This is a genomic window from bacterium (assembly GCA_017744355.1).
In the GTDB taxonomy this organism is placed as follows: Bacteria; Cyanobacteriota; Sericytochromatia; order S15B-MN24; family UBA4093; genus JAGIBK01.
Genome location: JAGIBK010000004.1, coordinates 21807 through 36636 on the forward strand (window position 1 = coordinate 21807; position 14830 = coordinate 36636).

Consider the following 14830-nt stretch of genomic DNA (forward strand, 5'->3'; position numbering starts at 1 on the left):
CTTTCTCACTGGACGAGGCCCAGGAAGTCCTTCTTGACCCACTCGGGACTCTGCTGCACGTCCCAGACCTGGAGCCCATCGAGGGTGCCCAGGGCGCAGGCCGTGAAGTTGCTAGACGTGCCCGAGAAGAGCAGGCGCCCGAGTGGGCTGTTGAAGATAGGGCCTGCGTAAGGGTGAGTCGCCACCTTCTCCCCATCCAGGTACAGCTCCATGCCGCGCGGCCCCCAGCTCGTCGCCAGGTGGTGCCATGTATCCGCGCGCCAGGGCGTCGTCGTGGTCGGCCGATAGGTCGCAACATTCCAGGCGGTGCCGCTGTGGAGCTGGAGCCGCAGCTGGGGGGTACCGTCCGCGGCCCGATAGGTATCCAGGTTGAAGACGTCGTCGCCGTTGTCCGCCCGCGTCACGCCGAAGACCATGGTCGGGCGCTCGCCCCAGTGGTAGGCGGGCCGGTACCAGAAGGCCGCGGTCCCTTGCGAGCGGTTGAGGTAGCGATTGGCGTCGAAGGCGAGGGTGTCGGGCCCGGTGCCGTCGCCCCCGTAGGGGGTGGGGTAGTCCGCCTCCTCGACCTGGAAGCCGTCGAACCAGGCGGTGCCGGTGCGGCGGCGCAGGATCGGGATGACCTTGGCCGTTGTACAGGTGTTGACGAAGGTCTTGGTGACGCTGATCCGCGTCCAGCCGAAGGTCCCCACCGGCGCCGGGCAGGAGTTGATGATGTCCGGGACCGAGAGCGGACCGCTCGCCAGGTAGGGATCCAGGTAGATGCCGAAGTCGATCCCGTCCGGGCTGCCGGTGATCCCCTGGCCCTTCACCCAGACCGAGAAGGTATAGGTACGGCCCGCGCGGAAGGTCTGATTCAGCATGTAGTGGACGTAATCCTCGTTGGCGCTCGCCTTGGTGACCCGCAGCGATCGCGCCCCGAAGCGGTACACGTTGGGATCGAGCGCGAACTGGCCTCCGTTGCTCCCGCTCAAGAGCATCCCGTCTGGCACCCCGTCGGCATCGCCGTCCAGCTCGAAGCTGGAGTTGGGGGCGAGGTTGGTCCCCAAATCCACGACCACCCCGGTTCCCACGCGGCCCGAGGCCAGGGTGGTCCCGACGCGCTCGTCCGCGTTCGAGAAGCCCTGGATCACGCGCTGGCCTTGCGGCGCGTAGTCGGTGGCCCCGCCTCCCTCCTCGAGTTGGAGGGCATCCACGTAGACCGTCGCGGGGAAGGTGACCTCGCCTGCGACGCTGCCCGGCCGGAACAGGGCGATCGCCCGCGGGGTCGAACCCGTCGCGGTGAAGCTGAAGGAGTAGCGCCGCCACTGCTGGGTGAGCACGAAGTTCGGGCTGTTGAAGCGCGTCAAGGCATCCGTCTGCGGGTTCACCTGGAACTGCAGACGCTCCCCGCCGCTGGCCCCGCGGGCGTAGAGCGAGTAGGTGTAGGTCTTGCCGGCCTCCAGGCCAAGCCCCTTGCTGAGCAGGAACCCGCCCGCGTAGCCCTGGCCGAGCCACATGTCCCCCGCGGCGTTGGCGGTGAAGCGTAGCGCCTGCTTCCCCTCATGGACGACGCCCGTCTCGATCGAATAGGTGGCCGCGGCGACCGGGTTGTGGAAGAACCACTCACGCAGCGCAGCGTCCTCGAAGCCCGGATTCACGAGCAAGTTGCGGCTGCGATCGCCCATCCCAAGGCGCCAGACCCCGCCCGGACCGGGTCTCACGAACTGGACCGGGTCCATGTCGCCAAGCAGGGCCTCTTGGACCAGGGCCTCGACCTGACGCACCAGGGCCTCGGAGGCCCCTGCGCCGAGGGCCGAGGCACGAGGGGTCCCGGTGGTGGTCTCGTAGCTCACCTTGCCGATCACGTCGCTCGCCGCCAGGCCCAGGTGGTCCCAGAGGAGGCCGACCGCCGTGGTCATGCTCGAGAGCTGGATGGCCGTCCCGCTGACGCTGGTCCAGCCACTCGCGGTGAACTGCACCAGGGTCCTCAAGCGGAAGACCGGGCTACCGGCTCCGGCGAGGGTCTTGGAGGATTCGAGCAGGTAAAGCCCGCCCACGGCCGGGGTGAAGGCGCCGAGGGCCTGAACGGTGAAGGTCCCGTCCGGCGCGGTGATCCCGGTGCCCTTGGCCTGAAGGGTCGCCGGATCGAGGAGGGTGACGGTGGCGTTGACCCGCACCTGGCTGACGTTGGCCTGGGCGGCGTACGAGTCGTCGAGCACCAGCCGCCCCGTGAAGAGGGAAGCCCCCACGAGCGCGCGTGCTGTATTCGAGGGGCCTGGCGCCGCGGCCGGTGGCAGCTGGCAGCCGAGCAAGCTCAGGGCAGCCATCAGAAAGGCGATCGTCACGCGCAAGCAACGGGCCATGGCGCTACTCCTGGCTGAGCCCGCGCGCGTCGCGGGCGATTTCGTCGGCGGCCTTGGCGTAGTCGTAGGTGCGGAGCTGGTCGATGGTCCCCTCCAGGTTGGTGACGCCCCCGCCGAAGTTCCGGCCGACGTAGAGATCGAGCGGGTCCTCGTTCATCAGGGCGTTCGGGACCACGCTCGTCGCAAGCGCCCCATCCAGGTAGAGGGCCACCTTGGACGCGCTCCAGGTGAAGGCCACGTGGTGCCACTCGTTGGCCTTCCAGTGGGAAACCGACACGCTCGGCGCCTGCTGGGGCTGCCCACCGACCCGGTACCAGAGGATCAGGGTGCCGTTCTCCTTGAAGAGGCTCACGACCTCGTTCTGGACGGCGACTGCCGGATCGTCGAACTCGACCAGGTAGTTGCGCTGGGTCGAGTTGCCCGGCCAGGTGGGCTTCACCCAGAACGAGACGGTTCCCGCGCCCTTCTTGAGCATGCCCTCGCGGCGGAAGGCCAGGGAGTTGGCAGGCAACAGCCGCTGCACCCGGTTGTTGTTGTCGTCACCCACCAGGATGGCGCCGTCCGGCGCGTAGGCGAGCCCCCGCGCGTTGGCGAACTGGCCGTTGCCCGGGCCGGGCCCACCGAAGGCCCCGATCAGGTTGCCGAAGCGATCGAACTTCTGGATGCGGGAAGCCGAGCTCTCGGCGACCCAGACGTAGCCCGCATGGTCGATCAAGACGTCCTCGGGGTCCTGGAACTGACCGGGGGCCGGGCCATTGACGCCCCACTTGCGCAAGAAGACGCCGTTCGCGTCGAAGACCTGGATGCGGTGGTTGGCCCGATCGGCTACGAAAATGTCGCCGTTGGGGGCAATCGCCACCCCCATGACGGCGGCGAAGGCGCCGTCGGCGGCCGAGGTGGCGACGGTATTACCCGCGCTCGTCGTCCAGGTGACACCCCCGCCGATGCCTCGCAGGAAGTTGCCGTTGGGGTCGTACTTGAGGATACGGTGGTTGCTAGAATCCGAGATCCAGACGTTGCCTGCCGCGTCGAAGCGCGCGTGGTGTGGGTAATTCAGGCCGTTGTGGGCTGCGCTGCTCGCCGTTCCCGTCGGCGAGGTCCAGCGCGAACCCTGGCCGATCCCCCACAAGAGGTTGCCGCTCGGGTCGAACTTCTTGACCTGGTGGCTGGCGAAGTCGGTCACCAGCAGGTTGAAATTCCCGTCCACCGAGACGCTGACCGGGTGCCAGAACTGCATGGCGCCGTCGCCCTTGGTGCCGAAGCTCCAGAGCAGGGCGCCGTCGGGGGTGAACTTCCGGATGCGATAGTTGCCGAGGTCCGGGGCGTAGACGTTGCCCAACCGGTCCGCGGTGGGCCCGAGGGTCCGCTGGAGCACGTCACGGCCGCCGATCTGGCCGTCGAAGAGCGCGATCCCATTGGCGCTGACGACGGCGCGACCGCCGTCCTTACCCCGCACCGTCGTGATCCGCTGCCCTTCGAGGGTTCCGGTCTGGTAGGCCTCTTCAAGGTCGAAGAGGACCCGGCCGGCCGAGGGACCGTAGGCCAGGCGATAGGTGGCATCGGCGGCCGTGTAGGCGATCCAGCGCACCGGGTCGAGGTTGACGGCGAGGGCCTGGCTCACCAGAGCGCTCACCGCGTCGAGCTCGGCGTTCGTCACGCCGGCTCCTTCGGCGAAGGAGCCGGTGGCCGGATCGAGACGACCCAGCAGGGCGCTGCCGTCGCGGGCGCGCAGGTCCCGAATGACGGCAAGGGCCGTGGTCCGTGCGCTCAGGACGATCCCTGCGCCGCCTGCTGCGGCCTCGGTCGAACCCGAGAGCGCACGCCAGCGGTTCCCGTCCCAGCTGACCAGGGTGCGGAAGCGCAGGGCGGCGCGATCGCCCGCTGACCCGAAGCTCTTGAGGGCATCGAGGGCGTAAACGGCGTTGGTCGTCGGAGCGAAGGAAACGAAGGGGTTGAGCGAAAAGGCCCCCGAAGCATCGGTCAGGCCGGTGGCGACCACCTGGTTGGAGGCATTCAGCAAGGTGACGGTGGCGTTGGCCACCAGATCCGAAGCACTCGCCTGAGCCGAATAGCCGGCCACGATCCGGCCCCAGAGGGGTGCTGCTTGGGCCTCAAGCTCGGTTGGCGGCACTGTGACGACGGGCCGGCCGGGTGCGAGGCACCCGCCCAGCGCGATCGCAACCGCCACTCCCATCCAAAGCCGCCGCATGGTCCCTCCGGCTCAAATCCCCTGCTAGAGGGAACATACCCGGGATGAGAAGCGGCTAAGCGAGTGTTTACCGGAGCTGGCGGCGCAGCGCGTGGATGATGTCCGGGGCGACGCGTTGCGTGCCCCAGTCGATGGCCCATGCGGGGATCAGGGGAATACCGGGATCGAGACGCACCTTGTAGATCACCAGGGTTTCGTCCCCGTCCGGCACCAGGTGCCACGAGCCGACGACCTCCTTGACCGTGCCCTCGACCCGGTGCCAGGTGATGGAGCGCTTATCCGCCGCGTGGGTGATGCGGTTGACCACCCAGCGATCGGTCATGGGCCAGGGGTAATCGAGCAGCGAGTAGTGATCCTCGACGGGCCCCTCCTTGGAGCGGGTGTCGGTCTTGAGGATGCCCTTGAAGATCTTGTCGTAGCGATCGTAGTCGATCAGCACGTTCCAGACGCGGTCGGCCGAAGCCTTGACCAGCCCGACGCACAGCACGTCCTTGAGGGTCGACTCGTGGGTGTTGCGCAGGCGCACGACCACCTCGCCCTGCTCGACGGCCTTGACCTCTCGGGCCGAGAGGTCGAGCCCCGCCTCGGGAAGGGCGGCGGCAGGACGCATGAGCGTTAGGGCCAAGCAAAGCGGGACCAGGCAGGCAAGAAGTCGCGATCGCATGGAAGGTTTATACCGATTCTCAAGCGCCCTTGCAACCACCCCTCACGAAGATGCCCCCCGGCTTTGCCGGGGGGCATCGTGAAGAAGCTAGCTACTGTGCGAGGGCGGCCGCCGGGGCCTGGGTCTTGGCGTACCAGACGAGGAAGCCGCGCAGGCCGAGCAGGTAGGTGTGGAACTTGTAGGCCTTCATCTCTTCGTAGGCCTTGTCGTAGCTCCAGCCATCGTGGCTGATGCGGTAGGCGAAGGCGGCGGTGCCGGTGCGATCGCGGCCCTGCATGCAGTGGAAGTAGAGGGGACGCGCCGACGGATCGTTGGCGAGGGTCAGGAACTTGTTGATGTTCTCGAGCTTGGGCGGGGTGATGATGCTCAAGGGGATCGAGACGAACTTGATGCCGCGCGCCTCGGCCCAGGCCTTCTCCTGCGCGACGACCTTCTTGTCGTTCTCGAAGTTGACGATGGTCTTGCAGCCCATCGCGAGCAGCATGTCCATGCCCTTCTCGGTGGGACGGGCGCCGCGCCACAGGTTGGGCTCGAGCTTGCCCAGGTTGCCAAGATCCTCGGCGGGAGGCTTGGGCCAGATGCCTTCGGCGCCGGGCTCCAGGGGGGCGTTGTCGATGAGGCGATCGGGGGACGCCGCCGCCAGGCGCTCAAGCGCGGCGGCAGAGGGAACGGACTCGGCGACCACGCGGTTGCTCGACGCGCCGCTCAGAGCCCCACCCTGCTGGGGCGAGGCCATGCCGCACCCAACGAGCGAAACGGCCATCGCCGCCGTGAGCAGCCCTTGCGTCCAGTGACGAAGCTTCATGGTCCCTCCTCGAAACACACCTTACGATGGATTGGTTATCGGAACGACGACGGATCTCTGACGAGAGTTAACCAAACCTTAAACGGATCTTCGTCAGGTGTCAAACTCTCAGGGGGCCGGTGGCCGCCGCGACGGGCAGGTGGATCCGGAAGGTCGCCCCTTGGCCGAAGGCGCTCTCGAGGGTGATCCGGCCCCCGTGCATGGCGACGAGCTCACGGGCGATGGCCAGACCCAGGCCCACCCCGCCGCGGCGGCGGGTCAGCGAGCGATCGGACTGGTAGAAGCGGTCGAAGACGAAGGCATGCTCCTGGGGATCGATCCCGATCCCTTGATCGCTCACCGAGATGACCACGCCGCCGGGCTCCTTCTCGGCCCGCAGGCTCACGTCGCTCCCCTCGGGCGAAAACTTGGAGGCGTTGGAGAGCAGGTTCAGCACCACCTGGATCAGGCGCTGCGGGTCCCCGTGGATGAGGGGCAGATCGGCGGCGATGGTCACGTTCAGGCGCTGGCGCTTGCGGTCGCAGAGGGGGGTGGCGATCGCGAGCGCCTGGGCCAAGAGGTCGCTCAGCGACGTCAGGCGCGGCTCCAGGCGCAGGGTGCCCCCCGCGATGCGGGCCACGTCCAGGAGGTCATCGACCAAGCGTGCGAGCTGACGAGTGGCCGAGAGAATCCCGGCCACGAACTCCTCTTGGCCGGGGCTCAAATCACCGGCGAGCCGATCCTCCAGGAACTCCCCGAAGCCCAGGATCGCCGCCACCGGCGTGCGCAGCTCGTGGCTCACCACGCTGAAGAACTCGTCCTTGTGGCGATCGAGGCGGCGCAGATCCGCGAGGGTCGCTTCCAGGTAAGCGTTGGCCTCGGCCAGCTCGGTGGTTCGCTCCTCGACCAGGCGGCTGACGCGCTGACGCTCCTCGGCCACCTGCCGGTTCTGCTCCTTCAGCTCATCGGCAACACTCTCGAAGAGCAGCGAAAAGCAGCCGATGGGCTGCAGAATCAGGGCAACCAACAGCAAGACGGTGCTCAAGAGCGTCAAGGCCGGCCACCATACCGAGAGGGCAAAGCAAGTGTAGGAGAGGAAGATGAACGTCGTCGAGACCAGGAGGATGGTCCGCGCCAGGGTACGGGAACGCTGCCAGAAGCGCCAGTAGAGCCCCTGCTGGAAGACGCTGCTCGCGCCCGCGATCCCAACCCAGGTCAGCTGTGCCGGCAGGGCGTAAGGGGCCGGATAAATGACCAAAAGCGAGAGGGCCAGAATCCCGAGACCAATCCAGCCCACGTAGGGGCGCAGCGTCAGGCGGTTTTCCGTCAACCTCAGGTTGAACTCGGTGGCCGTCGCCACCAGCACCCAGTAGGAGGCGGCCCAGAAGGTGGCAAGCCACGCGGGCGCCTCGCCCCGCGCGAAAAAGGAGGCCCCCAAGAAGAGGCCAGCCGCTCCGCACATCCACGCGTACGGCCACGCGTAGGCCCGGTGGTACCGCCGGGCCATGTGGAAGAAGAGCAGACCCTCCAGCAAGCAGACGGCAAAGCTGACGAGGATCAGGGCCTCGGAGAAAAGGTGCATCGCTAATAAAATTCCACAACAAAGTATGAAGAAAGCTATCGTAGCACAAAAAAACGAAGGAGCCGTTTTGCGGCTCCTTCGTCATCGCTCTTCGAGTCCTCGTCCGCTAAGCCGGCGCGAGCACCCCCACGATCCGCGTCAGGCGGTCTTCGGGGGCCAGGTCGACCTCCACCTTGGCGACCTCGCCGCCCCGGAAGCGATCGAAGTCCGCCTCCCGGAAAACGCCCGGGCGCACCGTCACCACCTGAGGCTTGCGCTCGGCGATGACCGCCACCGTCAGGATCTTCTCGGCGAAGGTCTGGCGGGTGACGCGCAGGAGGCGCTCGGCGTCGTCGAGTTCGAGGTCGGTCGCATCGGCCAAAAAGCCCGTGCCCAGACGGGCGGCGAGGCGCGGGGCGAGATCCTCGCCCGCGCGGCTCGCCGAGAAGAGGAAGATCTCGGGCTTGTAGGCGGCGACCAGCTGGCCCAGGGCCTTGGCGTAGGCCTCGAGCTGGAAGGTCTCGAGCACGGGGTGCTCGGCAAGCATCACCGTGTCAGCCCCGTAGCCGATGAGGTCCTTGGCGAGCGCCTCGCCGCCCGCAAGCACCACCGCCTGCACCCGCGCCCCCAACAGGTCCCCGAGCTCGCGGGCCTTGCCCATGAGCTTGCGGGTCTCGGGGGCGACGTAGCCGCCCTCGGTCTCGACGTAGACCCAGATGTTGCGGTACTCGTTGCCGGTGTTGAGGGTGCCGCTCGCGCTCGCCGCCTCAGCCAGGGCCGCCTCCTGGGACTGGGCCCAGGCGAGCCAGGGGTTGTCCATGTCGTTGCTCATCGCTGCTCTCCTACTTGCCTACCTTGGCCACGCGCACGACCTTGGTCAGCGCGCCCGCGAGCCCCACCGTCTGCGGCGCCACCCCGAGATCCGCGAGGGTCCAGGTGGTGAGGGGCTTCTTGGCCGCCTTCATGATGCCCATGGCGGTCGCCAGGCGCGGGGTCTTGGCCTCGCGGGTCACCGAGGCGACCGCGGGCAGCGGGCACTCGATCTGCTGGTGGGCATCACCCCACGCTTGCTCGGCGACGAGCTTGCCGTCCGAGAGGGTGGCCGCGCGGATCGCCGAGACCAGCGGCCGCTCGGCGAGCTCGGCGACCATGGGGGCGATCGCCCCGGTCCAGCCGTCGATCGAACGGCGCCCGGTCAAGAGCAGATCCACCGGCCCGAGCTTGTCGAGCGCCGCCTTGAGGACCCGGGCGGTCGCGAGCGCGTCCGAGCCCGCCGCCAGCGGGTCGGTGACGAGGACGGCCTCGTCGGCGCCCATGGCGAGGGCCTCCTTGAGGGCGTCGCGGGCCGTCTCGGGGCCCATGGAAAGGACCGTGATCTTGTCGGCGGGGCCCTTGAGGCCAAGCGCCAGCTCCAGGGCGTACTTGTCCTCGGGGTTGATGATGCCCTTGGTCAGATCCCGCGCCACGACCCCGGTCTTGGGATCGAGCTTGACGTCGGTCGTGTCGGGGACCTGCTTGATGGCGACGACGATGTGATGGCTAGCCATGCCCGAAAGCCTCTCCGTTTCTCGTGATGTCTCGCAGTCGAACGAAGTTAGTGAACACTCACTAATGTACCCCAAAAAATCGCTTCCGTCCCGCCGAAAAGTATCGGCGATCGCAAGCGAGGGTATAAGGAAGTGCCCGCCGCCTTCGACGCTCCAGAGAGATGGACTTGATGCCGAGACGCTCGCCCCTACGCCACGGCGCCCTGCTTTTGCTCCTGGTCGGCCAGGTCGGCTGCGCCCCCCATGTCGCAGGCGTCGGGACCGACGGTCTTGAAGGCTTCTCGGGCCAGGTCATCGGCCTCGACGGCAAGCCCGCGGCGGGCGTGACGGTGAGGGGCTACCTGGTTTCCAACAACGCGGCGAACCTCGTCTCCAACAACGCCGCCACCTACCGGATCGCCGCGAGCAACGGCCTCGAAGCCCGCAGCGACGCCCAGGGCCACTTCAAACTCGAAGCCTCCAAGGGCGCGGCCCTCAACGTGGAGGCCATCCTCTCGGACAACGTCAAGGCCCTGAGGCTCAACGTGGGCGCAGGGGCGAGCGACCTGCGCCTGATGCTCGCGCGGACCGGCCAGATCACAGGCCGGGTCACCGCCCCCTCGCGGCCCGAGGTCACGAACCTCGAAGGCGCCGAGGTCTTCATCCCGGGGCTGCCCTACCAGGTCCGCACCACCCAGGCCGGCAGCTACGCCCTGCTCAACGTACCGGTCGGCACCTTCGAGCTGGTCGCCAAGAAGGACGGCCTCGGCTCCGCCCGGCGCTCGGGGGTCCAGGTCCAGTCCGAAGCGACCACCCAGGCCGACGATCTCGCCCTCTCGACCGAGATGCCGACCATCTCGGCGGTCCAGCCCGCCCACGCCGCGCCGGGCGAGGTCGTCACCCTCACGGGCGAGCACTTCGGCACCTCCTCGGGTGCTCCGCTGCGGGTCGACTTCAGCGCCGCCCCCGCCACGGCCATCGAGCGCGTGGACGACCGGACCCTCAAGGTGACCGTCCCCGCCGGGGCCGTCACCGGCGACCTCTCGATCACCGTCGGGGGCGTCCAGAGCGCCGGGGTGCCCTTCACGGTGCTCGCCTCGCTCACCCTGGGCTTCGGCAACACCTTCCTGGCCGTCGGCGAGGAGCGTGCGCTCGGGCTCAGCGTCCGGGACACGGGCAACAAGGTCGTCGCCAACCCGCAGGTGCGCTGGACGGTGCAAGGAGAGGCGATCGCCCTCGAAAACGGGAAGCTGAAGGCCCTCAAGACCGGTACTGCGACCCTGCGCGCCGAGTCCGGGCGGCTTGCGATCGCTCGCACCGTCCGGGTGCTTGCGCGCCACCCCGAGGTCAGCACCCTCGCGGGCGGCTTCAACGACCCCTGGGATCCGCTGGACGACTACCTCGACGGCCTCGGCACCGCGGCGCGCTTCTACCGGCCGATCGGTCTTGCCTTCGACGCGCTCGGCAACCTCCTGGTGGCCGACCTCAAGAACCAGCGGATCCGCCAGATCGCCTCAGGCGGGATGGTGAGCACCCTCGCGGGCGACGGCACCCGTGCGCGCCTGGACGGCAAGGGCCTCCTGGCTCAGTTCCACGACCCCTCGCGCTTCGCGGTGGCGGGCAGCGACACCTACGTCTCGGAGAACGGCCACGCCATTCGCAAGATCGACGCCGACGGGAACGTGACGACCATCGCCGGGAACGGTGAGGCGGGCTACCTGGACGGCAAGGGCACCGCCGCGCGGTTCAACTTCCCCGTCGGCATCGCCCGCGATGCGAACGGCAATCTGTTCGTGGCCGACGCCTTGAACCACGCCATCCGCAAGATCGACGCCAGCGGGAACGTCACGACCTACGCCGGGATGGGGACCGCCTCGGGCAGCGTCGACGGGACGCTGAGCACCGCACGCTTCTACGAACCGGCAGGCCTTGCCTTCGACCCCCAGGGCAACCTGTACGTGGCGGATGCGGGCAACCACAAGATCCGCAAGATCACCCCGAACGGCACCGTGAGCACCCTCGCGGGCAGCGGCGAAGCGGGCTACTCCGACGAGACGGGGCCTGCGGCCAAGTTCAACGGGCCGATGGACCTGGTGATGGATACCCAGGGGTGGCTCTTGGTCGCCGACCAGTCGAACCACCTCATCCGCGCGATCGCCCCGAATGGGGCGGTGGCCACCTACGCGGGCATGGGGGCGGGCTACTTCGACGCCGAAGCGCCAAGCGCACGGTTCTACGGCCCCAACTCCCTGGCCCTGGACGGTGCGGGCAACCTCTACGTCTCGGACTCCGGGAACGATCGCATCCGCAAGATCCGGCCCTAGACGTACAAACGAGGGTATAGGGATAGAAGGCCCCCTTCCTTGAGGTACGACCCGTCATGCCCCAACCCGCCGCCCTCGTCCGTGCCACCGTGCTCCTGGCCTTCCTCGGGAGTTTCGGCTGCACCCAGTACCCGCCGCTACCCGCCGCCTCAAGCGGCGACGGCGCGAGCTTCTCGGGGGTGGTGCTCGGTCTGGACGGCAAGCCCGCCGCCAACGTGGCGGTGCACGGCTACCTGATCTCCAACAACGCGGGGGGCCTGGTGTCCAACAACACCGCGGGCTACCGGGTCCAGGCCACGGGGCTCGAGGCCAAGACCGACGCGCTCGGCCGCTTCAGCCTGACGGCGGCCGCAGGCTCCGCCCTGAACATCGAGGCGGTGCTCGCCGACAACGTCAAGGCCCTCCAGCTCAACGTGGACGCCGCCGCCCCGGACCTGCGCCTCATGCTCGCGCGGACCGGCAACCTGGCGGGCAAGGTCACCGTCCCCGACCGCAGCGAAGTCACGAACCTGCTCGGCGCCGAGGTCTTCATCCCGGGCCTGCCCTACCAGGTCCGCACGACCGAGACCGGGGCCTACACCCTTCTCAATGTGCCGGTCGGTGTCTTCACCCTGGTGGGCAAGAAGGAGAGCCTCGGCACGGCCACCGTGAGCGGGGTCGCGGTGAAATCCGACGTGACCACCCAGGTCCCCGACCTGGCCCTCTCCCAGAACATACCGACCATCGAGCGCCTGAGCCCGGAAAACGCCGCTCCCGGCGACGTGGTCACCCTTTCGGGGCGCCACTTCGGGACCTCCTCGGGCGAGGCGCTGCGGGTCGACTTCAACTCGGCGCCCGCCACCTCGATCACGCGGATCGACGACTCCACCCTCAAGGTGGTCGTGCCCGCCGGGGCCAAGAGCGGGGACCTCTCGATCACCGTCGGGACGGTCCAGAGCGCCGAAGTCCCCTTCACCGTCCTCAAGTCCCTCCAGCTGCGCCCCGGCAACGCGAGCGTCATCAAGGGGGGAACCCTACCCTTCACGCTCACCGGCCGGGACACCTCGGATCGCTTCGTCGAGACCCCGACGGCGACCTGGTCGGTCGAAGGCTCCGCCGTGCGCCTCGATGGCGACACCCTCCACGGCGTCTCCCTGGGGAGCGCCACCCTGCGCGTCAAGGCGGGCTCCATGCGCCTCGCTCGCACCCTGCAAGTGGTGGAGCGCTACCCGACGGTCACGACCTTCAGCGGGATCGGCACGGGCTTCGCCGACGGCAGCAGCCAGCAGGCGCGCTTCAACTCCACCCTCGGGATGACCTTCGACGCCGCGGGCAACCTGTACGCGGCGGACTCCGAGAACCACCGGATCCGGCAGATCGCCCCGAACGGAACCGTCTCCACCTGGGCCGGAGACGGCACGGCCGAGCAACGCGACGGCGCCCGGCAGCAAGCCCGCTTCAGATCACCGAACGGCGTCTACTTCGACCGCAAGACCAACGCCCTTTACGTCAGCGAGGCCTACGACAAGATCCGCAAGATCGACGCCAACGGCAACGTGACGACCTTTGCGGGCAACGGCACCCCGGGCTTCGTCGACGGCCAAGTCGCCGCGAAGGGGCAGCTCAACACCCCTTGGGGCATGGCCATGGACGCGTCGGGCAACCTCTTCGTGGTCGACTCCCGCAACTACGCGATCCGCAAGATCACGCCAGGCGGGGTGCTGAGCACCCTCGCGGGCAGCGGCCAGCCGGGCGCGCTCGACGGCAAGGGGGGCACGGCGCGCTTCAACCGGCCCCGCGGCCTCGCAATGGACGCTGCGGGCAACCTCTTCGTGGCCGACACCGACAACCACCTGATCCGCAAGGTGAGTCCTACTGGCACCGTCACGACCTTCGTGGGCGCGGGCCGTCCCGGCTACGAGGACGCCACGGGCACCGAGGCCGAGTTCAACGAGCCCTATGACCTGGCCTTCGACAGCCAGGGGCGGCTCTACGTGGCCGACTTCATGAACCGGGTGGTGCGGGTCGTCACGCCCCAGGGCGTGGTGAGCACCTACGCGGGCTCCGGGCGCCGGGGCAACGTCAACGGCGACGCCCCCGACGCCCAGTTCGACAACCTGAGCGGGCTAGCGATCGATGGCGCGGGTAACATCTACGTCACCGACCAGGTCGCCGACGTCATCCGCAAGATCACCCCGTAACCAAGACGACGAAGGGGGCCGCGACGCAAGCGTCGCGGCCCCCTTCTGGTTGGGTGCGCTCAGGCGTTAGACCCGCGCGGCCTCGCGGGAGTACTGCTTGAGGATGTCCTTGGCGATGACGACCTTCTGGATCTCGTTGGTGCCCTCGAAGATCTCGCAGATGCGCGCATCGCGGAACAGGCGCTCGATGGGGTACTCGCCCGAGTAACCCATGCCGCCGTGGATCTGGACGGCCTTGTTGATGATCCAGGTCGAGTTCTCGGTGCAGAACAGCTTGACCATCGAGCCGGGCAGGGTGATCTTGTTGCCCTGCTCCGACTGCCAGGCGGTGTAGTACACCATCTGCTCCATCGCGAAGATGCGGGTGGCCATCTCGGCGAGGTAGAACTGGATGGCCTGGTTCTCGGCGATGGGCTTGCCGAACTGGATACGGGTGGTCGCGTGCTTCATGGACAGGTCGAAGGCTTCCTTGGCAGCGCCCAGGCAGGCGGCGCCGAGGCTCAGGCGACCCTTGTCCAGGATCTTCATGGCGGTCACGAAGCCGAGGCCCACCTGACCGAGCACGTTCTCGTTGGGGACGCGGACGTCCTTGAAGAAGACCTCGCGGGTATCCGAGCCGCGGATGCCCATCTTCTTCTCCTTGGGGCCGTTCTCGATGCCGCCGAAGGCGCGCTCGACGAGGAACGCCGTCACGCCGCCGCGGGCGCCGAGGGCCGGATCCGTCACGGCGAAGACCGTGAGCAGGTCGGCGGTGCCGCCATTGGTGATCCACATCTTCTGGCCGTTGATGATCCAGTCGTTGCCGTCACGCACGGCGCGGGTCTTGATGGCCGCGGCGTCCGAGCCGGCGCCCGGCTCGGTCAGGGCGAAGGCCGCGAGCATCTCGCCCGAGGCGAGCTTGGGCAGGTACTTCTGCTTCTGCTCTTCGGTGCCGTCGATGACCAGGCCGTAGGTGCCGATGCCGCCGTGGGCGCCCATGGTGACGCCGAGGCTCGAGTCGACGCGGCCGATCTCCTCGGCGAGGATGGCGTTGCCCACGTCGCCCAGGCTGGATCCACCGTACTCCTCGGGGATGTTGGAGCCGAGGAAGCCCTGCTCCGCCATCTTCATGAGGATGTCACGGCCGATGTGCTCCTCCTTGTCGTGCTTGTCGGCAAGGGGCCGAAGCTCGCGGTCCGCGAACTCCTTGGCCATCTGGCGGAGCATCTGCTGTTCTTCGGTGAAATTGAAATCCATGGTT

The 14830-nt window shown here is 68.1% G+C and carries 10 protein-coding genes; 2 read left to right on the forward strand and 8 right to left on the reverse strand.

Annotated elements, in window-relative coordinates; genetic code table 11:
• Window positions 1-5 precede the first annotated feature (5 nt).
• The 7 genes from J7643_11110 to J7643_11140 form a co-directional block, all read right to left on the reverse strand.
• Entirely contained in the window at window positions 6-2342 is a 2337-nt protein-coding gene (locus tag J7643_11110; GenBank protein ID MBO9541127.1) for a carbohydrate binding domain-containing protein, read from the reverse strand.
• A gap of 4 nt (window positions 2343-2346) precedes the next feature.
• Window positions 2347-4551: a hypothetical protein gene (locus tag J7643_11115; protein ID MBO9541128.1), complete on the reverse strand. Its 2205-nt coding sequence runs from the start codon at window positions 4549-4551 to the stop codon at window positions 2347-2349.
• A gap of 67 nt (window positions 4552-4618) precedes the next feature.
• Window positions 4619-5215 carry an SRPBCC family protein gene (locus J7643_11120; GenBank protein ID MBO9541129.1) on the reverse strand — a complete coding sequence of 199 codons (597 nt, stop codon included), beginning with the start codon at window positions 5213-5215 and terminating at the stop codon, window positions 4619-4621.
• Between the two features lie 91 nt (window positions 5216-5306).
• Window positions 5307-6020 (reverse strand): tyrosine-protein phosphatase, encoded by a 714-nt coding sequence (locus tag J7643_11125; GenBank protein MBO9541130.1) that lies wholly within the window; start codon window positions 6018-6020, stop codon window positions 5307-5309.
• 100 nt (window positions 6021-6120) lie between these two features.
• Window positions 6121-7581, reverse strand: a complete 1461-nt coding sequence (locus tag J7643_11130; GenBank protein MBO9541131.1) for a HAMP domain-containing histidine kinase — start codon at window positions 7579-7581, stop codon at window positions 6121-6123.
• 106 nt (window positions 7582-7687) lie between these two features.
• On the reverse strand, window positions 7688-8392 hold the full coding sequence (locus tag J7643_11135; GenBank protein MBO9541132.1) for an electron transfer flavoprotein subunit alpha/FixB family protein: 705 nt from the start codon (window positions 8390-8392) through the stop codon (window positions 7688-7690).
• Between the two features lie 10 nt (window positions 8393-8402).
• Window positions 8403-9107 (reverse strand): electron transfer flavoprotein subunit beta/FixA family protein, encoded by a 705-nt coding sequence (locus J7643_11140; protein ID MBO9541133.1) that lies wholly within the window; start codon window positions 9105-9107, stop codon window positions 8403-8405.
• Window positions 9108-9277: 170 nt separating this feature from the next.
• On the opposite strand from J7643_11140, the gene J7643_11145 reads away from it, so the two are divergent.
• Together J7643_11145 and J7643_11150 are read left to right on the forward strand one after the other, a co-directional pair.
• The gene (locus J7643_11145) at window positions 9278-11410 is read left to right on the forward strand and encodes a carboxypeptidase regulatory-like domain-containing protein (GenBank protein ID MBO9541134.1); all 2133 of its coding nucleotides are present in this window, start codon (window positions 9278-9280) and stop codon (window positions 11408-11410) included.
• Window positions 11411-11466: 56 nt separating this feature from the next.
• Entirely contained in the window at window positions 11467-13590 is a 2124-nt protein-coding gene (locus tag J7643_11150; protein ID MBO9541135.1) for an SMP-30/gluconolactonase/LRE family protein, read from the forward strand.
• Between the two features lie 66 nt (window positions 13591-13656).
• On the opposite strand, the gene J7643_11155 is transcribed toward J7643_11150, so the two are convergent.
• Complete coding sequence (locus J7643_11155) at window positions 13657-14826, reverse strand: acyl-CoA dehydrogenase family protein (GenBank protein ID MBO9541136.1); 1170 nt, start codon at window positions 14824-14826, stop codon at window positions 13657-13659.
• Between the last annotated feature and the right edge of the window lie 4 nt (window positions 14827-14830).

Coding starts and splice junctions, on each gene's coding strand:
- J7643_11110 (MBO9541127.1), bottom strand. CDS start 2,342: ATGGCCCGTTGCTTGCGCGTGACGATCGCCTTTCTGATGGCTGCCCTG.
- J7643_11115 (MBO9541128.1), bottom strand. CDS start 4,551: ATGCGGCGGCTTTGGATGGGAGTGGCGGTTGCGATCGCGCTGGGCGGG.
- J7643_11120 (MBO9541129.1), bottom strand. CDS start 5,215: ATGCGATCGCGACTTCTTGCCTGCCTGGTCCCGCTTTGCTTGGCCCTA.
- J7643_11125 (MBO9541130.1), bottom strand. CDS start 6,020: ATGAAGCTTCGTCACTGGACGCAAGGGCTGCTCACGGCGGCGATGGCC.
- J7643_11130 (MBO9541131.1), bottom strand. CDS start 7,581: ATGCACCTTTTCTCCGAGGCCCTGATCCTCGTCAGCTTTGCCGTCTGC.
- J7643_11135 (MBO9541132.1), bottom strand. CDS start 8,392: ATGAGCAACGACATGGACAACCCCTGGCTCGCCTGGGCCCAGTCCCAG.
- J7643_11140 (MBO9541133.1), bottom strand. CDS start 9,107: ATGGCTAGCCATCACATCGTCGTCGCCATCAAGCAGGTCCCCGACACG.
- J7643_11145 (MBO9541134.1), top strand. CDS start 9,278: ATGCCGAGACGCTCGCCCCTACGCCACGGCGCCCTGCTTTTGCTCCTG.
- J7643_11150 (MBO9541135.1), top strand. CDS start 11,467: ATGCCCCAACCCGCCGCCCTCGTCCGTGCCACCGTGCTCCTGGCCTTC.
- J7643_11155 (MBO9541136.1), bottom strand. CDS start 14,826: ATGGATTTCAATTTCACCGAAGAACAGCAGATGCTCCGCCAGATGGCC.